This window comes from Enterobacter chengduensis (assembly GCF_001984825.2).
Classification (GTDB): Bacteria; Pseudomonadota; Gammaproteobacteria; order Enterobacterales; family Enterobacteriaceae; genus Enterobacter; species Enterobacter chengduensis.
Genome location: NZ_CP043318.1, coordinates 4712932 through 4733864 on the forward strand (window position 1 = coordinate 4712932; position 20933 = coordinate 4733864).

The following is a 20933-nucleotide window of genomic DNA, read 5'->3' on the forward strand; positions in this document are numbered from 1 at the left end:
CCCTCACCCCGGCCCTCTCCCACAGGGAGAGGGAGAACGGCTTTTCAACACAACTCTAACTGCAAATTATTATCCTTAATCACCTGCATCACGCCCGCTGGCGGCATCACGTCGGTATAGACCGCATCCACCATGCTGATGCTTCCCATGTTCACCATCGCGTTACGGCCAAACTTCGAATGGTCCACCACCAGCATCACGTGGCGTGAGTTTTCAATGATCGCGCGCTTGGTGCGCACCTCGTGGTAATCAAACTCCAGCAGCGAGCCGTCGCTGTCGATGCCGCTGATCCCCAGAATGCCGAAGTCGAGGCGGAACTGAGAGATAAAATCGAGGGTCGCTTCGCCGATAATCCCGCCGTCGCGGCTGCGCAGCTCGCCGCCCGCGAGGATGATGCGGAAATCGTCTTTCTGCATCAGGGTGTTGGCGACGTTCAGGTTGTTGGTCACCACGCGCAGGTTCTCGTGATCCAGCAGGGCATGGGCGACCGCTTCCGGCGTGGTGCCGATATCAATAAACAGCGTCGCCCCGTTGGGGATCTGGCTTGCCACTTTACGGGCAATGCGTTCTTTCTCCGCCGTCTGCGTGGCTTTACGGTCGTGCCAGGAGGTGTTGACCGAACTGGACGGCAGCGCCGCCCCGCCGTGGTGGCGAAGAATACGGTTCTGATCGGCCAGGTCGTTCAGGTCACGACGGATGGTTTGCGGGCTGACGGCAAACTGCTCGACCAGCTCTTCGGTGCTGACGTATCCCTGTTTTTTAACCAGCTCGATAATGGCGTCATGACGTTGTGTTTGTTTCATCAATTATCCCTGAGAATTATGTTCGTTTTCGCGCATGGAGCGTGTCGGCAAAGGCCATCGCCAGCCCCACGGCCAGCCCGGCGACGTGCGCACCGTTGGCGATAGACATACCAAACAGATCAAACCATCCGGCAATTAGCCATATTAACGCAAAGGTTATTAATCCGCGCTGCAGATAGATGCCGCTTTCCGGATCGCGCTCCCCACGAAGCCAGACGTAGCCCATCAGGGCATACACGACGCCCGACAGCCCGCCGAACCACGGCCCGCTAAACTTGTGCTGTACGTAGCCGCTCAGCAGGGCGCTGATAATGGTGATAACGATCAGCTTGCCGCTGCCCAGGCGCTTTTCAACGGCGCCGCCGAGATACCACCACCACAGCAGGTTAAAGAGGATATGCATCACCGAGAAGTGCATCAGCGCGTGGGTAAAGTAGCGCCAGACGTCAAACTCAAGAGACGGGTCATAGGGCCAGGCCAGGGCAATCATCACGCTCTGGTCGCCCACCACGTTCATAATAATGAAGACGATAATGCAGGCCGCCATCAGCAGCAGCGTAAACGGGCCCGCGCGTTCGCGAATAGTGGCAAGGAAGGGAAAGCGGCTGTAGTGCAGTCCGCTGCCCGTCTGGCCAGACTGCCAGCTTGCCGCCAGATAGCGAGGGTCGCCAGGGTTCTCAAGAAAACGCGCCAGCTCCTCGTTTACCCGCCCGGCCTGGCTCTCATCGGCCAGCCAGACGTCGGTCTGCGTATGTTGCTGAATAGTCAGAATAACGCCCTGCGTCGCCATATAGTCGACAAACGCCTGGGCGACGCGCGGGTTGGTAAAAGAGGTGATCATCAACATGGGCAGCGGTCGCTTATTTCCACACAAAAGGGGACAGTATAGCGGGATTAGCGCTCAAACGCGTATTCCACTTCCGCCGGGAAATGACGATGCCAGGCATCGAAGCCGCCGTCGACGCTGTAAACCGCGTCATAACCCTGCTGGAGCAGATACTGCGCCGCGCCTTTGCTGCTGTTGCCGTGGTAGCACATGACCATGACCGGCGTGTCGAAGTCGTTATCGCGCATAAACGCGCCCAGCGTGTCGTTGGTGAGATGAAACGCGCCCGGCGTATGGCCCATCGCAAAACTCTGCGGATCGCGGATGTCCACCAGCACCGCTTTTCCCTGGTGCATCTTCTGGTGGGCTTCTTCTACGTTAATACATTCAAACTGATCCATGGTGTTCTCTTTCTGTTATTCAGATTTTATGCGGCTTGCTGACCCTCACCCCAGCCCTCTCCCTATAAGGGAGAGGGAGCAAACCATTCCCTCGCCCCTCTGGGGAGAGGGTTAGGGTGAGGGGAAAGGGCATCAGACCGCACTATTTTACCCCGTAGTGTACGTCCTGGCGGCGGGTAAACGCCATTATGTTATCCATATCACTCTAAATTGTTTTTTTGATGTTACCAAAAGCGCGTTCCTTTGCTATTATGAGCGATATCGAACATTTCTGAGCTTTAACGAAAGTGCATGAGGGTGTTATGGAAACCAAAGATCTGATTGTGATAGGCGGTGGCATCAACGGTGCCGGTATTGCGGTCGATGCCGCAGGACGCGGTTTATCCGTACTGATGCTGGAAGCTAACGATCTCGCCTGCGCGACGTCGTCCGCCAGCTCCAAGCTGATTCACGGTGGCCTGCGCTACCTGGAACACTACGAATTCCGCCTGGTTAGCGAAGCGCTGGCCGAACGTGAAGTGCTGCTCAAAATGGCCCCGCATCTGGCGATTCCGATGCGCTTCCGCCTGCCCCATCGCCCGCACCTGCGTCCGGCGTGGATGATCCGAATTGGTCTGTTTATGTACGATCATCTGGGTAAGCGCACCAGCCTCCCGGGTTCGAAAGGGTTGCGTTTTGGCTCAGAATCGGTCCTTAAGCCTGAAATCGTGCGCGGATTCGAATATTCCGACTGCTGGGTGGACGATGCGCGTCTGGTACTGGCGAATGCGCAGATGGTCGAGAAGAAAGGCGGCGAGGTGAAAACCCGCACCCGCGCGACCGCTGCCCGTCGTGAAAACGGCCTGTGGATTGTCGAGGCGGAAGATATCGATACCGGCGAGAAGTTCAGCTGGAAAGCGCGCGGCCTGGTGAACGCCACCGGTCCGTGGGTGAAGCAGTTCTTCGATGACGGCATGCATCTGCCTTCACCGTACGGCATCCGCCTGATCAAGGGCAGCCACATCGTGGTACCGCGCGTGCATACCCAGAAGCAGGCCTACATTCTGCAGAACGAAGACAAGCGCATCGTGTTTGTGATCCCGTGGATGGACGAATTCTCGATCGTTGGCACCACCGACGTGGAGTACAAAGGCGATCCGAAAAGCGTGGAGATCGACGAGAGCGAAGTGAACTACCTGCTCAAAGTGTATAACGCGCACTTTAAGAAACAGCTGTCGCGCGACGACGTGGTCTGGACCTACTCCGGCGTGCGCCCGCTGTGCGATGACGAGTCTGACTCTCCGCAGGCGATTACCCGCGACTATACGCTGGATATTCACGACGTTGACGGCCAGGCGCCGCTGCTGTCGGTATTTGGCGGCAAGCTTACCACCTACCGCAAGCTGGCCGAGCACGCGCTGGAAAAACTGGCGCCGTACTACAAAGGCATTGGCCCGGCATGGACCAAGGGTGCGGTGCTGCCCGGCGGTGATATCGGCGATAACCGCGATGATTACGCCGCGAAGCTGCGCCGTCGCTTCCCGTTCATCACCGAAGGCATGGCGCGCCACTACGCCCGCACCTACGGCAGCAATACCGAGCTGTTCCTGGGTGAGGCGAAGGACATTGCGGATCTGGGCGAGCATTTCGGCCACGAGCTGTACGAAGCCGAGCTGCGCTATCTGGTGGAGCACGAGTGGGTGCGTCGTCTGGACGACGCCATCTGGCGCCGCACCAAAGAAGGGATGTGGCTGAATGCCGAGCAGCAGTCTCGCGTGGCGCAGTGGCTGCTGCAAAATGCGGGAAAGCGTGAGCTGTCGTTGGCGTCGTAATTGAAAAAAGCCGGGTGGCGGCTCCGCCTTACCCGGCCTACTCGATCCCGTAGGCCCGGTAAGCGCAGCGCCACCGGGCTTTGTTTTTACAGCCTCACCGGATCAATATGCCAGATCGTATCGGCATACTCCTTGATGGTCCTGTCTGACGAGAAATAGCCCATATTGGCGATGTTATACATCGCGGCGCTGGTCCACTTCTCCGGCTGGCGATACAGCTCGTCCACCTTGTCCTGACAGTCCACGTAGCTGCGGTAATCCGCCAGCACCTGGTAGTGATCGCCAAAGTTAATCAGCGAATCGACCAGATCGCGATAGCGGCTCGGTTCATCAGGGCTAAACACGCCGGTCGCGATCTGCGTCAGCACCTGGCGCAACTCTTCATCCTCTTCGTAATACTGACGCGGCGAGTAGCCTTTCCTGCGCAGCGCCTCCACCTCTTCCGTCGTATTACCGAAGATAAAGATATTTTCTTCGCCCACGTGCTCCAGCATCTCGACGTTCGCCCCGTCAAGCGTGCCGATGGTCAGCGCGCCGTTAAGGGCAAACTTCATGTTACTGGTGCCGGACGCTTCCGTCCCCGCCGTGGAAATCTGCTCAGAGAGATCCGCCGCCGGGATGATCAGCTGCGCCAGGCTGACGCTGTAGTTTGGAATGAAGACCACCTTCAGCTTGTCGCCAATGTCCGGATCCTGGTTGACCACCTTCGCCACGTCGTTGATGAGATGAATGATGTGCTTCGCCATGTAGTAGGCCGACGCCGCCTTGCCGGCGAAGATCTTCACGCGCGGCACCCATTCGGCCGTCGGATCGGCCTTGATGCGGTTGTAATGGGTGATCACGTGCAGCACGTTCATCAGCTGACGCTTGTACTCGTGGATGCGTTTGATCTGCACGTCGAACAGCGCTTTCGGGTTTGCCACCACGTTGAGGTGCATCGCCAGCCAGACCGCCAGACGCTTTTTGTTCAGCAGCTTGGCTTCGCGCACGGCCTTGTTCACCGTCGGGAAATCAATATGCTGTTCCAGCTCGCTCAGCTGGCTCAGGTCGGTACGCCAGGTGCGGCCAATATTTTCGTCCAGCACCTCGGAGAGCGGCTGGTTGGCCAGCGCCAGCCAGCGGCGCGGGGTGACGCCGTTGGTCACGTTGCAGAACCGCGTCGGGAAGATCTTCGCGAAGTCCGCAAACAGCGACTGCACCATCAGGTTCGAGTGGAGCCCGGACACGCCGTTGACCTTGTGGCTGATGACGACCGCCAGCCAGGCCATGCGCACGCGGCGTCCGTTCGATTCATCAATGATGGACGCGCGGCTCAGCAGCCCGGTATCGTTCGGATACTGCTCCTGCAGGGTCTTGAGGAAGTAGTCGTTAATCTCAAAGATAATCTGCAGATGGCGCGGCAGGATTTTGCCGAGCATATCCACCGGCCACGTCTCCAGCGCCTCGCTCATCAGCGTGTGGTTGGTGTACGAGAACACCTGACAGGTCACCTCAAAGGCGTCATCCCAGCTGAACTTATGCTCGTCGATCAGCAGGCGCATCAGCTCGGGAATAGAGAGCACCGGATGGGTGTCGTTAAGGTGGATCGCGGTTTTCTCCGCCAGGTTGGCGTAGGTTTTGTGCAGCTGGTGGTGGCGGCTGAGGATGTCCTGAATCGTCGCCGAAACGAGGAAATACTCCTGACGCAGGCGCAGCTCGCGGCCGGAGTAGGTCGAGTCGTCCGGATACAGCACGCGGGAGACGTTCTCGGAGTGGTTTTTATCTTCCACTGCCGCAAAGTAGTCCCCCTGGTTGAATTTACCGAGGTTAATTTCGCTACTCGCCTGGGCGCTCCACAGGCGCAGCGTGTTGGTGGCGTCGGTGTCATAGCCGGGGATGATCTGGTCGTAGGCCACGGCCAGGATTTCTTCCGTTTCCACCCAGCGGGATTTTTTTCCTTCCTGCTGAATACGCCCGCCAAAGCGCACCTTGTAGCGCGTGTTGTGGCGCTTGAACTCCCACGGGTTGCCGTACTCCAGCCAGTAGTCCGGGGACTCTTTCTGCCGCCCGTCGACGATGTTCTGCTTGAACATGCCGTAGTCGTAGCGAATGCCGTAGCCGCGGCCCGGCAGCGCCAGCGTCGCCAGCGAGTCGAGGAAGCAGGCGGCAAGACGTCCCAGGCCGCCGTTGCCGAGGCCCGGGTCGTTCTCTTCGTCAATCAGCTCTTCTAAATCCAGCCCCATCTCTTCCAGGGCGGTTTTGACGTCGTCGTAAATGCCGAGCGACAGCAGCGCGTTGGACAGCGTGCGGCCAATCAAAAATTCCATCGACAGGTAGTAAACCTGACGCGTTTCCTGCGAGAGCTGGGCGCGGTTTGAGCGCAGCCAGCGTTCAACTAAACGGTCGCGCACCGCAAACAGGGTGGCGTTCAGCCACTCGTGCTTGTTGGCGATGACCGGATCTTTCCCGATGGTGAACATCAGCTTGTAGGCGATGGAGTGCTTTAACGCCTCAACGCTGAGCGTGGGTGAAGAGTAGCTAAATGGAGCGTTCATATCAGTAACTTCGCCTCGTTACATCAAGCGTTGATAGAGATCGCGGTACGACTGCGCCGCGACGTGCCAGCTAAAGTCCATGGACATCGCCTGACGCTGAACGTAACGCCAGAGCGATGGTCGGGACCACAAGACGAACGCACGCCGAATCGCCCGAAGCAGCGACCAGGCATTACTGTCCTCAAAGACAAACCCGCTGGCGATACCGTCCGCCAGGTTTTCCAGAGAGCTGTCGGATACGGTATCCGCCAGCCCGCCCGTGCGGCGCACCAACGGCAGCGTGCCGTATTTCAGGCCGTAAAGCTGCGTCAGGCCGCAGGGTTCGAAGCGGCTGGGCACCAGGATGACGTCCGCGCCGCCCATGATGCGGTGCGAGAACGCCTCGTGGTAGCCAATCTGCACGCCCACCTGCCCCGGGTGTTCCGCGGCGGCGGCAAGGAAACCTTCCTGCAGCACCGGGTCGCCCGCGCCAAGCAGCGCCAGCTGTCCCCCCTGCTCCAGCAAACCGGGCAGCGCCTCCAGCACCAGATCCAGCCCTTTCTGGCTGGTCAGGCGGCTGACCACCGCAAACAGCGGCACTTTGTCGTTAACCTTCAGACCCATCGCAATCTGCAGCTGGCGTTTGTTTTCCGCTTTGTCTTCCACGGAATCACGGCCATAGCGCGCCGCCAGCAGGAGATCGGTTTCCGGGCTCCAGATCTGTTCATCCACGCCGTTCAGAATGCCCGACAGGCGGCCTTCCCGATGGCGCTGCTGCAGCAACCCTTCCATGCCGTAGCCAAACGCCGGCTGGGTGATTTCTCGCGCATAGGTTGGGCTGACCGCCGTGATGTGATCGGCGTAATAGAGCCCGGCTTTCAGGAACGAGATCTGCCCGTTGAACTCCAGCCCGTGCATGTTATAGAACGACCATGGCAGATCGATGTCATTCATATGGTGCGCGTAGTACATCCCCTGGTACGCCAGGTTATGCACGGTGAAGACCGATTTGGCCGGGTGGCCGCGCGCGGCGAGATACGCCGGGGCAAGCCCGGCGTGCCAGTCATGCGCGTGCACCACGTTCGGGCGCCAGAACGGATCCAGCCCCGTCGCCATTTCAGCGCCGACCCAGCCGAGCAGCGCAAAGCGCAGCACGTTATCGGTGTAGGCGAACAGGTTCGTATCGTGATACGGGCTGCCCGGTCGGTCGTACAGGTGCGGCGCGTCAATCAGGTAAATCCCTACGCCATTGTAATGTCCAAACAGCAGGGTAATGCGTCCGGCAAACGTTTCACGGCGGGTCACAACCTTTGCATCAGGAATGCCGCGCCGGATATCCGGAAAGGCGGGCAGCAGGACTCGGGTATCCACGCCTCCGGCGATTTGCGCTGCCGGTAATGCACCCAGAACATCTGCCAGACCGCCCGTTTTTAACAACGGGAACATCTCAGAACATACGTGTAAAACCTGCATCATCGCTCCTGTTTGATCTGCAGCTTCCGCAACATTTCCCGTGTAACTAACACGATCCCCTCTTCCGAACGGTAGAAACGACGCGCGTCTTCTTCCGCGTTTTCACCGATGACCATCCCCTCAGGGATGACGCAGGCGCGGTCGATCACGCAACGACGCAGACGACACGAGCGCCCTACCCAGACATCCGGCAATAACACTGCCGAATCGATATTACAGAATGAATTTATCCGCACGCGCGGGAACAGCACCGACTGCACCACCACCGAACCGGAGATAATGCACCCGCCGGACACCAGCGAGTTCAGCGTCATGCCGTGGCTGCCGGAGCGATCCTGCACGAACTTGGCCGGCGGCAGGGATTCCATATGGGTTCGAATCGGCCAGTTCTGGTCGTACATATCCAGCTCAGGCGTGACCGACGCCAGGTCGAGGTTCGCTTTCCAGTACGCTTCCAGCGTGCCCACGTCGCGCCAGTAAGGCTCCGCGTTCGGATCGGACTGCACGCAGGACAGCGGGAAAGGATGTGCATATGCCATGCCAGCCTGGGTGATTTTCGGGATGATATCTTTGCCAAAGTCGTGGCTGGAGTTTTCGTCTTTGTCGTCTTCTTCCAGCAGCTCATAAAGATAATCTGCATCAAAGACATAGATCCCCATGCTGGCGAGCGATTTGGTGTCATCGCCCGGCATGGTTGGCGGGTTCGCCGGTTTTTCAACGAAGTCGATGATTTTATCGTCGGCATCCACGTGCATCACGCCAAACGCCGTCGCCTCGGCAACGGGCACCGGCAGACACGCCACGGTGCAGCGCGCCCCTTTTTCGACATGGTCGATCAGCATGTGGGAGTAATCTTGCTTGTAGATGTGGTCCCCGGCGAGGATGACAATGTATTCCGCGCTATAGCGACGAATGATGTCGAGGTTCTGGGTCACCGCATCCGCCGTCCCGCGATACCAGTTCTCGCCGTGAACGCGCTGCTGAGCAGGCAGGAGATCGACAAACTCGTTCATCTCCTCGCTGAAGAATGACCAGCCGCGCTGAATATGCTGCACCAGGGTGTGCGACTGATACTGCGTAATGACGCCAATGCGGCGAATGCCCGAGTTCAGGCAGTTGGAGAGGGCAAAATCGATGATACGGAACTTACCACCAAAGTGAACGGCCGGTTTGGCGCGCTTGATGGTCAAATCTTTCAGGCGGGTACCACGCCCGCCCGCAAGTATCAGGGCAACCGTTTTTAAGGGTAGCTGGCGTGCCAACATTAAGGGATCGTTCTTCTCTAATCTAACCATGACTAACTCCTTTTTTATCATCTTTGGAATACGCACACTCCGTGCGCAGGCCCGTGCCAGACAGCCATTACTACCGGATTATCCGCTCCGGCAAAGGGGGGAACGGCGCGCCACTCCCCGTCAGGTAAAACAATCTCTGCGACGTCATCCGTCGCGTTCAGCGTGACCAGCCATTTATCCGACAGCAGGATTTGCAGGCGTGGGACGCCGTGTTGCCACTCTTGCGCGCTTAACGGTTGCGCGTCTTTATTCAGCCAGCGAACGTTGCCGTCCCCCTCTTCCCACCAGCGATCGGCGGTAAGGGCGGGGATCTGCTGGCGGAGGTGGATCAGCGCGGCGGTGAAATGGATCAACCCGCTGTTGGCCTCCCCCCAGTCAAGCCAGGTCAGGGTGTTATCCTGGCAATAGGCGTTGTTGTTGCCGTGCTGGCTGTGACCGTGCTCATCGCCCGCCAGCAGCATCGGCGTGCCCTGCGACAATAAAAGCGTGGTCAGCAGCGCATGGACGCTGGCGCGTCGCCGCTCTATCACATCCAGACTTCCGCCTAACCCTTCTATACCATGGTTAAAGCTATGGTTATTGTTAGTCCCATCGCGATTCTCTTCGCCGTTTGCCTCATTGTGTTTCTGATTGAAACAAACGCAGTCCCTGAGCGTAAAACCGTCGTGCGCCGTCACCAGATTAACGGTGGCCGACGGGCGTTTGCCGTCGCGCTTAAAGAGATCGCTGGACGCGGCAAAGCGCCCGGCGAATTCCCCTAGCGGCAGATTCCGTTCCAGCCAGAAGCGGCGCGCGGCATCGCGATAGTGGTCGTTCCACTCGGCAAACAGCGGCGGGAAATTCCCGACCTGATATCCACCTTCTCCAATGTCCCACGGCTCCGCGATGAGCTTCACCTGCGAGAGCACCGGACAGTTTTTTATCGCCTCAAACAGCGGCGCCTGCTGGCTGAACGCTGGCGTGCGCCCCATCACCGGCGCCAGGTCGAAACGAAAACCGTCGACGTGGAACGTCTCTACCCAGTATTTCAGGCATTCATAAGCAAAATGCGTGACCGCCGGATGGCTGAGGTTGAGCGTGTTGCCGCAGCCGGTCCAGTTCTCATAATCACCATCCTGCCTGATCCAATAATAGCTACGGTTATCAATTCCGCGCATGGAGAGCGTCGGGCCGTCGAGATCGCTTTCAGCGCTGTGGTTCAGCACCACGTCCAGAATGACCTCAATGCCCGCCGCGTGGAGCGCCTTTACCGCATCGCGGAACTCCTCCCGCGCCTTTTCCGGATGTACGGCATAGCGCGGTTCGAGCGCGAACATCCCCAGCGGGTTATAGCCCCAGTAGTTGCTCAGCCCGAGCCGCTGCAGGCGCGGTTCGCTGGCAAAATGGGCGACGGGGAGCAGTTCAAGGGCGGTGATGCCGAGGTGTTTCAGGTAGGCGATCATGGTGGGATGCCCGAGCGCCTTATAGGTGCCGCGCATCTCCTTAGGGATAGACGGGTGCAGCCAGGTCAGCCCTTTGACGTGGGCTTCATAAATGACGGTATTGCCCCACGGCGTGCGCGGCGGAGCATCGTCTTCCCAGTCGTACAGATCGTTCACCACCACGCTTTTGGGCACGACGGGCGCGCTGTCGCGGTGGTCGGGCTCGCCGTAGCCCACGTGGAAGAGCGGGTCGTCTTTAAACTCGCCATCGACGCGGTGCGCGCACGGGTCAATCAGCAGCTTCGCCGGGTTAAACCAGTGACCCTGCGCCGGTTCCCACGGGCCGTGTACGCGAAAGCCATAGTGCATGCCTGGCCGTCCTCCGGCCAGATAGCCGTGCCAGGTATCCCCCGTGCGCGCGGGGAGATCGTAACGGTGCTCGTTACCTTCCCCATCAAACACGCAAAGCTCTACCCGCTCAGCGTGAGCGGAAAAGAGGGTGAAATTGACCCCCTTTCCGTCAAAGCGCGCGCCGAGCGGTTCGGGATGACCTGCCGTAAGCTGCGTCATTCGCCCTCCCGCATCAGCCAGATGGTGGCAAGCGGCGGCAGCGTCAGGCTCAGGGAGTTTGGCCGCCCGTGGCTTTCGATGACGTCGCTCTGCACCAGCCCGCCGTTACCGGCGTTGCTGCCGTGGTAGTGCATCGAGTCGGTATTGAGGATTTCGCGCCACTTGCCCGGCTGATTGATGCCGAAGCGGTAGTGTTCACGCGGCACCGGCGTAAAGTTGCTGGCGACGATGATCTCGTTACCCGCCTTGTCACGTCGCACGAAGACAAACACCGAACGCTCGCGGTCGTCCACCACCAGCCACTCAAAGCCGTACGGATCGAAGTCGAGCTCGTGCAGCGCCTTGTGGTGGCGATAGGTCAGGTTCAGGTCGCGCACCAGGCGCTGCACGCCGTGGTGCCAGTTGTCGCCGCCTTCCAGCAGATGCCAGTCGAGGCTGGTGTCGTGGTTCCACTCTCGCCCCTGCGCGAACTCGTTGCCCATAAACAGCAGCTTTTTACCCGGAAAGGCAAACAGCCAGCCGTAGTAGGCGCGCAGGTTGGCAAACTTCTGCCACGCGTCGCCCGGCATGCGGTCGAGAATCGACTTTTTGCCGTGCACCACTTCATCGTGCGACAGCGGCAGCATGAAGTTTTCGGTGTAGTTGTAGAGTATCCCGAACGTCAGCTTATCGTGATGATACTTGCGGTGAACCGGATCCAGCTTCATGTAGTCGAGCGTGTCGTGCATCCAGCCGAGGTTCCACTTGTACCAGAAGCCCAGACCGCCCATTGACGGTGGACGGGAGACGCCGGCAAAGTCGGTCGACTCTTCCGCCATTGTCACCGCGCCCTCAACCTGCTCGCCAATAATGCGGTTGGTGTTACGCAGGAACTCAATCGCTTCCAGGTTTTCGCGGCCGCCAAATTCGTTCGGGATCCACTCGCCCTCTTTGCGGCTGTAGTCGCGGTAAATCATCGACGCCACCGCATCCACGCGCAGGGCATCAATGCCGAAGCGCTCGATCCAGTACAGGGCGTTCCCGACCAGGTAGTTTGCAACCTCACGCCGACCGTAGTTGTAGATCAGCGTGTTCCAGTCCTGGTGATAGCCTTCGCGCGGGTCGCTGTGCTCGTACAGCTTTGTGCCGTCAAACTCTGCCAGCGCGAAATCATCCGCCGGGAAATGGCCCGGCACCCAGTCGAGGATGACGCTCAGCCCGGCGGCGTGCGCGGCATCAATAAAATAGCGGAAGTCATCGCGCGTGCCGAAGCGGCGGGTCGGCGCATAAAGACCGGTGGGCTGGTAGCCCCAGCTGCCGTCGAACGGATGCTCGTTGACCGGCAGCAGCTCAAGGTGGGTAAAACCCATCCATTTGGCGTACGGCACCAGCTGGTCGGCAAGCTCCCGGTAGCTGAGCCAGAAGTTGTTATCGGTGTGGCGACGCCAGGAGCCGAGATGCACTTCATAGACGGAGATGGGGGCATCAAAACGGTTGGCCTGTTTACGCTCTTCCGTCTGGACCACCTTCTCCGGCAGGCCGCAAATCAGCGACGCCGTGTCCGGGCGCATCTGCGCCTCGAAGGCATACGGGTCGGCTTTAATGCGCAGCTTGCCGTGGGCGTCGATCATCTCGAATTTATACAGCTGCCCGTAGTGCGCCCCGGGGATAAACAGCTCCCAAATGCCGGTTTCCCGACGCAGGCGCATCGGGTGGCGGCGACCGTCCCAGTAGTTGAACTGGCCGACCACGGAGACGCGCTGGGCGTTAGGCGCCCACACGGAGAACCGCGTGCCGGTAATGCCGTCCATGGTATCGGCATGGGCACCCAGCGTTTCATAAGGGCGAAGATGCGTTCCTTCGGAGAGCAGCCAGGCATCCATCTCCTTCAGCAGAGGGCCAAAGCTGTAAGGATCGTCAATCAGGTTTTGCTGGCCGTGCCAGAGAACGGCGAGCTGATAGCGAAAAGGGTTTTTACGGCGGGGCATCACGCCCGAGAAGAAGCCACGGGAATCGAGGCATTCAAGATTACCGACCTTGCGGCCGGTTTTGGGTTCAATCACCCAGACTTCCGTGGCATCCGGTAACAGTGCCCGAACTTCCAGCCCAGCCTCTGTACGGTGCATCCCCAGCACGGAAAAGGGGTCGGCAAAATGACCCGCAATAAGCGCATTAATCACGTCTCTATCCACACGATCGGACATGGTATTCATCCTGTTTTTTATGTCGTCCTTTTTAAGCGCTCCGGGACGACTTTTAATGTGACCTGAACGGGACAGCACAAAAATGTGCATCCATTCTGTTCCGTTCGAACCTCAGGTAAGAAATGACTCTTCCTTAAAGCATAGCCAACGCTCTAGATGACTCCTGATAAAAAATAAGGCATACGCGCGTTACTCCATGTAGTACGCAAAAAAAGGGGGTGAAAATCACCCCCGGTCGTTAACAAATTATTACGCCAGCTGGCGCAGCATGCGGCGCAGCGGCTCGGCGGCGCCCCACAGAAGCTGGTCGCCGACGGTGAACGCGGAGAGGTACTCCGGCCCCATGTTCAGCTTGCGCAGGCGGCCAACCGGCGTGGTCAGCGTGCCGGTCACGGCAGCCGGGGTCAGCTCGCGCATGGTGATGTCGCGATCGTTTGGTACCACTTTCGCCCACGGATTGTGCGCGGCCAGCAGCTCTTCCACGGTCGGAATAGACACATCTTTTTTCAGTTTAATGGTGAAGGCCTGGCTGTGGCAGCGCAGCGCGCCGATACGTACGCACAGACCGTCAACCGGAATGGTGTTCGCGGTATTGAGGATTTTGTTGGTCTCAGCCTGGCCCTTCCACTCTTCGCGGGTCTGGCCGTTATCCAGCTGTTTGTCGATCCACGGGATCAGGCCGCCGGCCAGCGGTACGCCAAAGTTATCCACCGGCAGCGCGCCGCTGCGGGTCAAATCGGTGACTTTACGCTCGATGTCCAGGATTGCGGAGGCCGGGTTTGCCAGCTCGGTCGCGACGCTGTTATGCAGCTGGCCCATCTGGGTCAGCAGCTCGCGCATGTGGCGCGCGCCGCCGCCGGATGCGGCCTGGTAGGTCGCCACGGAGACCCATTCAACCAGATCCTGCGCGAACAGGCCGCCGAGGGACATCAGCATCAGGCTGACGGTGCAGTTACCGCCGACAAAGGTTTTCACGCCGCTGTTCAGAGCGTCGGTGATAACCCCCTGGTTCACCGGGTCGAGAATGATAATGGCATCGTCCTTCATGCGCAGCGATGAGGCCGCGTCAATCCAGTAGCCCTGCCAGCCGCTTTCACGCAGCTTTGGATAGATTTCGTTGGTATAATCGCCGCCCTGGCACGTCACAATAATGTCGAGTGCCTTCAGCGCTTCCAGATCGTAAGCATCCTGCAACGTGCCTGTGGTACCACCAAAGGACGGAGCAGCCTGGCCAAGCTGAGAAGTGGAGAAGAAGACCGGGCGGATAGCGTCGAAGTCGCGCTCTTCAACCATGCGTTGCATGAGTACAGAGCCGACCATACCGCGCCAGCCGATAAAACCAACGTTTTTCATAGCATTTTTTTCCTGCTGAGGGTGTGTGCTGATTGTGCAAGCCAGTATTGAACTGGGATATGCTTCACATTACAAAATGCTGCCAAAGTCGCAAGCGAAATTAATCGATGATTGCCCGGCAATCAGTAATACAGCTAATTATCATAATAACCATAGAGATGTTCAGGGATAATTTACATGAGTGAAATCATTTCCGCCGCGGTTTTATTGATCCTGATTATGGATCCCCTGGGTAACCTGCCTATCTTCATGTCGGTGCTAAAGCACACCGAGCCGAAGCGCCGCCGGGCGATCATGATCCGCGAGCTGCTCATCGCCCTGCTGGTGATGTTTATCTTCCTGTTTGCAGGTGAAAAAATTCTCGCGTTCCTGAACCTGCGCGCTGAAACCGTGTCGATTTCCGGCGGGATCATTCTGTTCCTGATTGCCATTAAGATGATTTTCCCGAGCGCGGAAGGCAGCAGCAGCGGCCTGCCCGCGGGTGAAGAGCCGTTTATCGTGCCGCTGGCGATTCCCCTCGTCGCGGGGCCGACCATTCTGGCCACCCTGATGCTGCTTTCGCATCAGTATCCGAACCAGATGAGCCACCTGGTGATTGCCCTACTGATCGCCTGGGGCGGGACGTTTATTATCCTGCTGCAGTCTTCGCTGTTCCTGCGCCTGCTGGGCGAGAAAGGGGTGAACGCGCTGGAACGCCTGATGGGGCTGATTCTGGTGATGATGGCGACGCAGATGTTCCTGGACGGGATCCGCGCGTGGATGAAAGGCTAGGTAAACGCAAAACGGCAATCAAAGATTGCCGTTTTTAGTGTTTTCTCCCTCTCCCCGTGGGAGAGGGCCGGGGTGAGCAGCTGTGTTTAAAGTCAACAGCTGACGACTAAGCTGCCGCCCATTTTTTATTGTCCCGCACCATCGCATTCAGGATTGTTACCAGCTTTCTGACGCAGGCTGTCATCGCCACTTTAAAGGCTTTTCCCTTGCTTCTCAGTTTCTCAAAAAAAGCCTGTATGGTTGGGTTATAACGCACCGCTGACATTGCCGCCATGTACAGCGCTGCACGCACCGCACTTCGTCCTCCCCAGATACATCGTTTTCCTTTCATCTTTCCGCTGTCATGGGCATAAGGACACACGCCTACCAGTGCGCTGATTTTACGTCTGTTAAGTTGTCCCAGCTCCGGCAGCATCGACAGCAGAACCGCCAGCGTTGTCCGTCCTATACCCTTGACTTCTTCCAGCAGCTTCACTTTCTCCTGCCATAGCGGCATCACTTTTATCTGCTGGTCGATGTCGTCATCCGTGTCCTTTATCTCTGCGTTAAGCCAGTCAATATGCCGTTTGATACCCATCCGGATAAGCTCATCAGTGCAGGAGCCGTAGCGGTTCTGCTCCATGGTTCTGTTGTCCACCAACTGGCGGCGGCGGGATACCATCATGGCGAGACGCTGCGTCTGTTCGTCCGGAGCGGGTCTGATATCCGGTGTCATCCTGCGGCCAAACTCGCAGATGATGCGGGCATCGTTCGGGTCTGTCTTGAACAGCGTCCCGAGAGCGCGGGCGAAGTGTTTGACCTGAGCAGGATTAACGACGGCGACAGGCAGCCCGGCAAGTTCAAGCGTGGCAGCAAGCAGGTTGTGGTAGCGCCCCGTGGCTTCCATCACGATGCGTGTAACGGTACGGGATGAAAGGGCGTCGAGGAGTAGCTGATGGCCCTGAGGGGTATTATCCAGATGAAGAAAAATCCCGTCAGGACTGATAAATACATCAAAGGTCTCTTTGGCGATATCGATGCCAACGTTGGTATGTTCAGTCATGTTCGAGTCTCCCGGCCTTGTAATATACGGGCTGGCACAGGCCGCCCAGGCAGCTGTTCGGGTTAACAGGAAAACTGATGCCACGCCATGAGCTCACCCGCGGGCTTGGAAACCCAGAGGGCTAACGGGCTGTGGCATCAGGTCAAACTCAGTGACAGTTTACCCGTCTGTTGACGGGTAACTGAAGTGACTTTAAACATACAAGGGCATCAGGCCGCAGAGGACGTATTTTTGCCGGGTGGCGGCTTCGTCTTACCCGGCCTACAAAACTTAGCCCTTACGAATCAAATATCGATACGGCAGCGCTTCTGTCTGCTGTGCCACCAGCTCATGCTCCATAAAGGTACAAAAACCGGGAATATCGCGGGTCGTGGCCGGGTCGTCGGCAACGATCAGCAGCGTTTCACCGGACTGCATATTGCGCACGGTTTTACGCACCATCATTACCGGTTCCGGGCAGCGAAGGCCCTGGGCATCAAGGGTGTGGTCTGGGCTGGAAAACAGGTCGGTCATGGTCTTCTCGGTCTGGTAAAAACGGCTGTAGTTTACGCCCGGTTGCGCGCAATGCAAACCAGGTTAACGATTGCGTAAAAATCAACCATTGCAATGTCCGGCTAAAGCAGTATCATGCTGCGGTTTTTATTGGGTTCCCTCACCCCAACGTATAAAAAGGTCACAATATGACGCAGTTTTCTGAATCACAGCGCGTAAAAGCGTTGTTCTGGCTTTCGCTTTTCCATTTGCTGGTGATCACCTCCAGCAACTATCTGGTGCAGCTCCCGATCTCCATCTTTGGTTTCCATACGACCTGGGGCGCGTTCAGCTTTCCGTTTATTTTCCTCGCCACGGATTTAACCGTGCGTATCTTTGGCGCCCCGCTGGCTCGCCGCATTATTTTTGCGGTCATGCTTCCGGCGCTGTTCATCTCGTACGTAGTGTCGTCTCTGTTTTATATGGGAAGCTGGCAGGGCATCGAGGCGTTAACCCAATTCAACCTGTTTGTCGCCCGTATCGCTGCGGCAAGCTTTATGGCCTACGCGCTGGGGCAGATCCTCGACGTGCACGTGTTTAACCGCCTGCGTCGGAACCATCGCTGGTGGATGGCGCCTACTGCCTCCACGCTGTTCGGTAACGTGAGCGATACGCTGGCCTTCTTCTTCATAGCCTTCTGGCGCAGCCCGGACGCGTTCATGGCCGAGCACTGGATGGAAATCGCGCTGGTGGACTACTGCTTCAAGGTCCTCATCAGCATTGTTTTCTTCCTGCCGATGTACGGCTTACTGCTCAATATGCTGCTGAAAAGGCTGGCAGATAAATCTGAAATCACGGCATTGCAGGCTGGTTAAGGGTTCGCTTTATCAGTTGTGATAAGATGAGCAAATGAGCCGTTATGGCCGTTTATCGAAAGGAAGAAGTCAATGCGCAATCTGGTTAAATATGTCGGGATTGGCCTGCTGGTTGTGGGTCTTGCAGCCTGTGATAACAGCGACACGAAAACGCCTGCTCAGGGCGCATCCGCAGAGAGCAACGCGACCGGTCAGCCGGTGAATCTGATGGATGGCAAACTCACTTTCTCTCTGCCAGCCGATATGACTGACCAGAGCGGCAAGCTGGGCACCCAGGCGAACAACATGCACGTTTACTCCGACGCAACCGGGCAGAAAGCGGTCATTGTGATTGTGGGCGACGACACCAGCGAAGACCTGGCCGTGCTGTCCAAACGTCTGGAAGATCAGCAGCGCGGCCGCGACCCGCAGCTGCAGGTGGTGACCAATAAATCCATCGAGCTGAAAGGCCACACGCTGCAACAGCTGGACAGCATCATCTCCGCCAAAGGCCAGACCGCCTGGTCTTCTGTCGTGCTGGGCAAGGTCGATAACAAACTGCTGACCCTGCAGATCACCCTGCCAGCGGAAGATCAGCAGAAAGCGCAGACGGCGGCTGAAAACATCATTAACACCATCGTGATCCAGTAACCTTCACGATGATGACGTGGCCTCCGGTGCCTGCACCGGGGGCCCTTTTTTTAGCCGCCACGTCAGCAGCAGCGCAATGACCACCAGACCCGCCGCGGCAAGATAAATCACCGGCACGCCTGCCCAGGCCATCACCAGCCCCGCCAGCGGGCCGGTAATGCCTAACGACATATCCATAAACACCGTATAGGTCGCCAGCGCCGCGCCCTGATTCTGCTGCGGCACGGCTTTTACCGCCACCACGCCCAGCGCCGGGAAGACCAGGGAAAAGCCTGCCCCCGCGAGAAACACGCCCACCTTCGCGACCCAGGGCACCATCGCTATTCCGGTCAGCAGCAGCCCGACAATCTCTATCGCAAAGCAGATCATCGCCACGTTCAGCCCGCCCAGGCGGTTGATGCCGTTAGGAAAAAGCAGGCGGGCGCCAACAAACGCACAGCTGAACAGGGTTAACGCAAAGGCCGCGCCGTCCCAGCCTTTGGCGTCGTAGAACAGGGTAATGAAGGTCGCAATGACGCCGAAACCGGTGGTCGCCAGGGCCAGGGCCATGCCGTACGGCCAGACGCGTCCCAGCACCGCCCGAAACGGCAGCGGCTTGCCCTTGCTGGCCTTCACCTTCGGGCGCGGCAGCGCAAACAGGATCGCCAGCAGCGCGACCGCCATAATGGTGATGGAAAGCCCATATAGCCCGCCAAGCGCATAGCAGGCCACGCCGAGCGGCGCCCCAAGCGCCATCGCGCCGTAAGTGACAATCCCGTTCCAGGAGATCACCCGGCCAATGTGCGGCGCGCCAACCACCCCCACGCCCCACAGCGTCGAGCCGGTTCCCGCCAGGCTTTGCCCAATACCGAGGATGACGCGGCCCAGGCAGAGCAGCGCCAGGCTGACCAGCGGCCAGTGGCTTGTGGTGGCCGCCAGCAGGTAGCTCAGGCCGCTGAGGAAGCAGCCGCACAGCCCCACTACTACAATGCTTTTTGGCCCGAACGCGTCCGCGTAGCGCCCGGCATGCGGGCGGCTGAGAAGCGTAGCGAAATACTGCAGGCTAATTACCAGCCCCGCCCAGAAGGCGCTGAAGCCCATCACGTCATGGACATAGCCCGGCAGGACCGCCAGCGGCAGGCCGATGGTCAGATAGCTGGCAAAGTTAAAAATCACAACGGAAACGATGCGCAGATTGAGGCGCAGTCCGCTCAGTGCCGGTTCAGCGGCGGGTTCGGGCATGGGGTTCTACCTGGATTTTTACAACAGTGTTTCACTATTACCACGGCGCCATAAGAAAATCAGCCCCGACTTTCAGATTAACGGTGCCAGACGAAGCGAGGCCCGGGCACTACACTTACCGGGTCATCATATTAAGGAACACGCATGATCGCTAACCCGTCCGACAAAGCAGGACTCCACATCTTATTAAAGCTCGCCTGTCTGGTGGTTATCCTTGCGGGTATCCATGCTGCTGCCGACATTATTGTTCAGCTCCTGCTGGCGCTCTTTTTTGCCATCGTGCTTAATCCGCTGGTCACCTGGTTTTTACGCCGTGGGGTGAGCCGTCCGGTTGCCATCACCATCGTCGTCATCGTGATGCTGATTGCCCTGACGGCGCTCTTCGGCGTGCTGGCGGCCTCGCTGAGTGAATTCTCCACCATGCTGCCGCAGTACAACAAAGAGCTGACGCGTAAAATTGTGGCGCTGCAGGAGATGGTGCCCTTTCTTAATCTGCATATCTCACCCGAACGGATGCTGCGCAGGATGGATTCCGAAAAGGTCATGACCTATGCAACCACCCTGATGACGGGGCTGTCCGGCGCGATGGCCAGCATTCTGCTGCTGGTCATGACGGTAGTGTTTATGCTGTTCGAAGTCCGCCACGTCCCCTATAAGCTGCGCTTTGCGTTAAATAATCCGCAGATCCACATTGCCGGCCTGCACCGGGCGCTGAAGGGCGTCTCTAAATATCTGGCGCTGAAAACCCTCCTGAGCGTCTGGACGGGGGTGATTGTCTGGCTCGGGCTGATGCTGATGGACGTGCAGTTCGCGCTGATGTGGGGCGTGCTGGCCTTTCTGCTGAACTACGTGCCCAATATTGGCGCAGTGCTTTCCGCCGTGCCGCCAATGATTCAGGCGTTTCTGTTTAACGGTTTTTACGAATGCATGCTGGTCGGCGCGCTGTTCCTCGTCGTGCATATGGTGCTGGGGAATATTCTTGAGCCGCGCATGATGGGACACCGGCTCGGCATGTCGACGCTGGTGGTGTTTTTATCCTTACTGGTTTGGGGATGGCTGCTCGGCCCGGTCGGGATGCTGCTGTCTGTCCCCCTGACCAGCGTGTGTAAGATCTGGATGGAGACCACCAAAGGCGGCAGCAAGCTGGCGATCCTGCTCGGGCCGGGGCGGCCAAAAAGCCGGTTACCGGGCTAAGCCGCTGGTCGGGTTAGCCATTACCGGGGACAATAGATTATAGTAATGGTTTCGCTGCGCAACTTTGCGACGCGCTGTTT

At 58.3% G+C, this 20933-nt stretch carries 17 protein-coding genes; 5 read left to right on the top strand and 12 right to left on the bottom strand.

Going from position 1 to position 20933, the window contains the following annotated elements; all coding sequences use genetic code 11:
* Positions 1 to 44: 44 nt before the first annotated feature.
* From FY206_RS22880 to glpE, 3 genes are read right to left on the bottom strand one after another with little or no spacing between them, the layout of a single operon-like run.
* The gene (locus FY206_RS22880) at positions 45 to 803 is read right to left on the bottom strand and encodes a DeoR/GlpR family transcriptional regulator (RefSeq protein ID WP_008503060.1); all 759 of its coding nucleotides are present in this window, start codon (positions 801 to 803) and stop codon (positions 45 to 47) included.
* Positions 804 to 819: 16 nt separating this feature from the next.
* Positions 820 to 1650, bottom strand: coding sequence for a rhomboid family intramembrane serine protease GlpG (glpG, locus tag FY206_RS22885; protein WP_032644586.1), 831 nt, complete (start codon positions 1648 to 1650; stop codon positions 820 to 822).
* A gap of 47 nt (positions 1651 to 1697) precedes the next feature.
* The gene (gene glpE / locus FY206_RS22890; RefSeq protein WP_008503062.1) at positions 1698 to 2030 is read right to left on the bottom strand and encodes a thiosulfate sulfurtransferase GlpE; all 333 of its coding nucleotides are present in this window, start codon (positions 2028 to 2030) and stop codon (positions 1698 to 1700) included.
* Between the two features lie 302 nt (positions 2031 to 2332).
* Between glpE and glpD the strand changes: the two genes are divergently transcribed.
* Positions 2333 to 3841: a glycerol-3-phosphate dehydrogenase gene (gene glpD / locus FY206_RS22895; RefSeq protein ID WP_032644587.1), complete on the top strand. Its 1509-nt coding sequence runs from the start codon at positions 2333 to 2335 to the stop codon at positions 3839 to 3841.
* A gap of 86 nt (positions 3842 to 3927) precedes the next feature.
* Here glpD and glgP read toward each other — a convergent pair whose 3' ends face one another.
* From glgP to asd, 6 genes are all read right to left on the bottom strand, one after another.
* A complete protein-coding gene (gene glgP, locus FY206_RS22900; RefSeq protein ID WP_032644588.1) occupies positions 3928 to 6375 on the bottom strand; it encodes a glycogen phosphorylase in 2448 nt (815 codons plus the stop codon).
* A gap of 18 nt (positions 6376 to 6393) precedes the next feature.
* Positions 6394 to 7827 carry a glycogen synthase GlgA gene (glgA, locus tag FY206_RS22905; protein WP_032644589.1) on the bottom strand — a complete coding sequence of 478 codons (1434 nt, stop codon included), beginning with the start codon at positions 7825 to 7827 and terminating at the stop codon, positions 6394 to 6396.
* Positions 7827 to 9122 (bottom strand): glucose-1-phosphate adenylyltransferase, encoded by a 1296-nt coding sequence (gene glgC, locus FY206_RS22910; protein WP_032644590.1) that lies wholly within the window; start codon positions 9120 to 9122, stop codon positions 7827 to 7829. Before glgC ends, glgA begins: the two co-directional genes overlap by 1 nt.
* 17 nt (positions 9123 to 9139) lie before the next feature.
* Positions 9140 to 11113 (bottom strand): glycogen debranching protein GlgX, encoded by a 1974-nt coding sequence (glgX, locus tag FY206_RS22915; RefSeq protein WP_032644591.1) that lies wholly within the window; start codon positions 11111 to 11113, stop codon positions 9140 to 9142.
* Entirely contained in the window at positions 11110 to 13296 is a 2187-nt protein-coding gene (gene glgB, locus FY206_RS22920; RefSeq protein WP_032644650.1) for a 1,4-alpha-glucan branching enzyme, read from the bottom strand. The genes glgX and glgB overlap by 4 nt, the downstream gene beginning before the upstream one ends.
* A 249-nt stretch (positions 13297 to 13545) precedes the next feature.
* Positions 13546 to 14649, bottom strand: a complete 1104-nt coding sequence (gene asd / locus FY206_RS22925; protein WP_032644592.1) for an aspartate-semialdehyde dehydrogenase — start codon at positions 14647 to 14649, stop codon at positions 13546 to 13548.
* 177 nt (positions 14650 to 14826) lie between these two features.
* Between asd and yhgN the strand changes: the two genes are divergently transcribed.
* Entirely contained in the window at positions 14827 to 15420 is a 594-nt protein-coding gene (gene yhgN, locus FY206_RS22930; protein WP_003861574.1) for an NAAT family transporter YhgN, read from the top strand.
* Between the two features lie 106 nt (positions 15421 to 15526).
* On the opposite strand, the gene FY206_RS22935 is transcribed toward yhgN, so the two are convergent.
* Positions 15527 to 16462 (bottom strand): IS110 family RNA-guided transposase, encoded by a 936-nt coding sequence (locus tag FY206_RS22935; protein ID WP_032638800.1) that lies wholly within the window; start codon positions 16460 to 16462, stop codon positions 15527 to 15529.
* 270 nt (positions 16463 to 16732) lie between these two features.
* Positions 16733 to 16975, bottom strand: a complete 243-nt coding sequence (tusA, locus tag FY206_RS22940) for a sulfurtransferase TusA (RefSeq protein WP_032644594.1) — start codon at positions 16973 to 16975, stop codon at positions 16733 to 16735.
* Positions 16976 to 17142: 167 nt separating this feature from the next.
* Here tusA and FY206_RS22945 point away from each other — a divergent pair, with 167 nt between their 5' ends.
* Positions 17143 to 17808 (top strand): 7-cyano-7-deazaguanine/7-aminomethyl-7-deazaguanine transporter, encoded by a 666-nt coding sequence (locus FY206_RS22945; protein ID WP_032644595.1) that lies wholly within the window; start codon positions 17143 to 17145, stop codon positions 17806 to 17808.
* Between the two features lie 72 nt (positions 17809 to 17880).
* Entirely contained in the window at positions 17881 to 18438 is a 558-nt protein-coding gene (locus tag FY206_RS22950; protein WP_032644596.1) for a DcrB family lipoprotein, read from the top strand.
* Positions 18439 to 18441: 3 nt separating this feature from the next.
* Here the strand turns inward: FY206_RS22950 and FY206_RS22955 are convergent, their stop codons facing one another.
* The gene (locus tag FY206_RS22955) at positions 18442 to 19659 is read right to left on the bottom strand and encodes an MFS transporter (RefSeq protein WP_032644597.1); all 1218 of its coding nucleotides are present in this window, start codon (positions 19657 to 19659) and stop codon (positions 18442 to 18444) included.
* Positions 19660 to 19803: 144 nt separating this feature from the next.
* On the opposite strand from FY206_RS22955, the gene FY206_RS22960 reads away from it, so the two are divergent.
* A complete protein-coding gene (locus FY206_RS22960; RefSeq protein WP_032644598.1) occupies positions 19804 to 20853 on the top strand; it encodes an AI-2E family transporter in 1050 nt (349 codons plus the stop codon).
* The last annotated feature ends 80 nt before the right edge of the window (positions 20854 to 20933 follow it).

Coding starts and splice junctions, on each gene's coding strand:
- FY206_RS22880 (WP_008503060.1), bottom strand. CDS start 803: ATGAAACAAACACAACGTCATGACGCCATTATCGAGCTGGTTAAAAAA.
- glpG (WP_032644586.1), bottom strand. CDS start 1,650: ATGTTGATGATCACCTCTTTTACCAACCCGCGCGTCGCCCAGGCGTTT.
- glpE (WP_008503062.1), bottom strand. CDS start 2,030: ATGGATCAGTTTGAATGTATTAACGTAGAAGAAGCCCACCAGAAGATG.
- glpD (WP_032644587.1), top strand. CDS start 2,333: ATGGAAACCAAAGATCTGATTGTGATAGGCGGTGGCATCAACGGTGCC.
- glgP (WP_032644588.1), bottom strand. CDS start 6,375: ATGAACGCTCCATTTAGCTACTCTTCACCCACGCTCAGCGTTGAGGCG.
- glgA (WP_032644589.1), bottom strand. CDS start 7,827: ATGCAGGTTTTACACGTATGTTCTGAGATGTTCCCGTTGTTAAAAACG.
- glgC (WP_032644590.1), bottom strand. CDS start 9,122: ATGGTTAGATTAGAGAAGAACGATCCCTTAATGTTGGCACGCCAGCTA.
- glgX (WP_032644591.1), bottom strand. CDS start 11,113: ATGACGCAGCTTACGGCAGGTCATCCCGAACCGCTCGGCGCGCGCTTT.
- glgB (WP_032644650.1), bottom strand. CDS start 13,296: ATGTCCGATCGTGTGGATAGAGACGTGATTAATGCGCTTATTGCGGGT.
- asd (WP_032644592.1), bottom strand. CDS start 14,649: ATGAAAAACGTTGGTTTTATCGGCTGGCGCGGTATGGTCGGCTCTGTA.
- yhgN (WP_003861574.1), top strand. CDS start 14,827: ATGAGTGAAATCATTTCCGCCGCGGTTTTATTGATCCTGATTATGGAT.
- FY206_RS22935 (WP_032638800.1), bottom strand. CDS start 16,462: ATGACTGAACATACCAACGTTGGCATCGATATCGCCAAAGAGACCTTT.
- tusA (WP_032644594.1), bottom strand. CDS start 16,975: ATGACCGACCTGTTTTCCAGCCCAGACCACACCCTTGATGCCCAGGGC.
- FY206_RS22945 (WP_032644595.1), top strand. CDS start 17,143: ATGACGCAGTTTTCTGAATCACAGCGCGTAAAAGCGTTGTTCTGGCTT.
- FY206_RS22950 (WP_032644596.1), top strand. CDS start 17,881: ATGCGCAATCTGGTTAAATATGTCGGGATTGGCCTGCTGGTTGTGGGT.
- FY206_RS22955 (WP_032644597.1), bottom strand. CDS start 19,659: ATGCCCGAACCCGCCGCTGAACCGGCACTGAGCGGACTGCGCCTCAAT.
- FY206_RS22960 (WP_032644598.1), top strand. CDS start 19,804: ATGATCGCTAACCCGTCCGACAAAGCAGGACTCCACATCTTATTAAAG.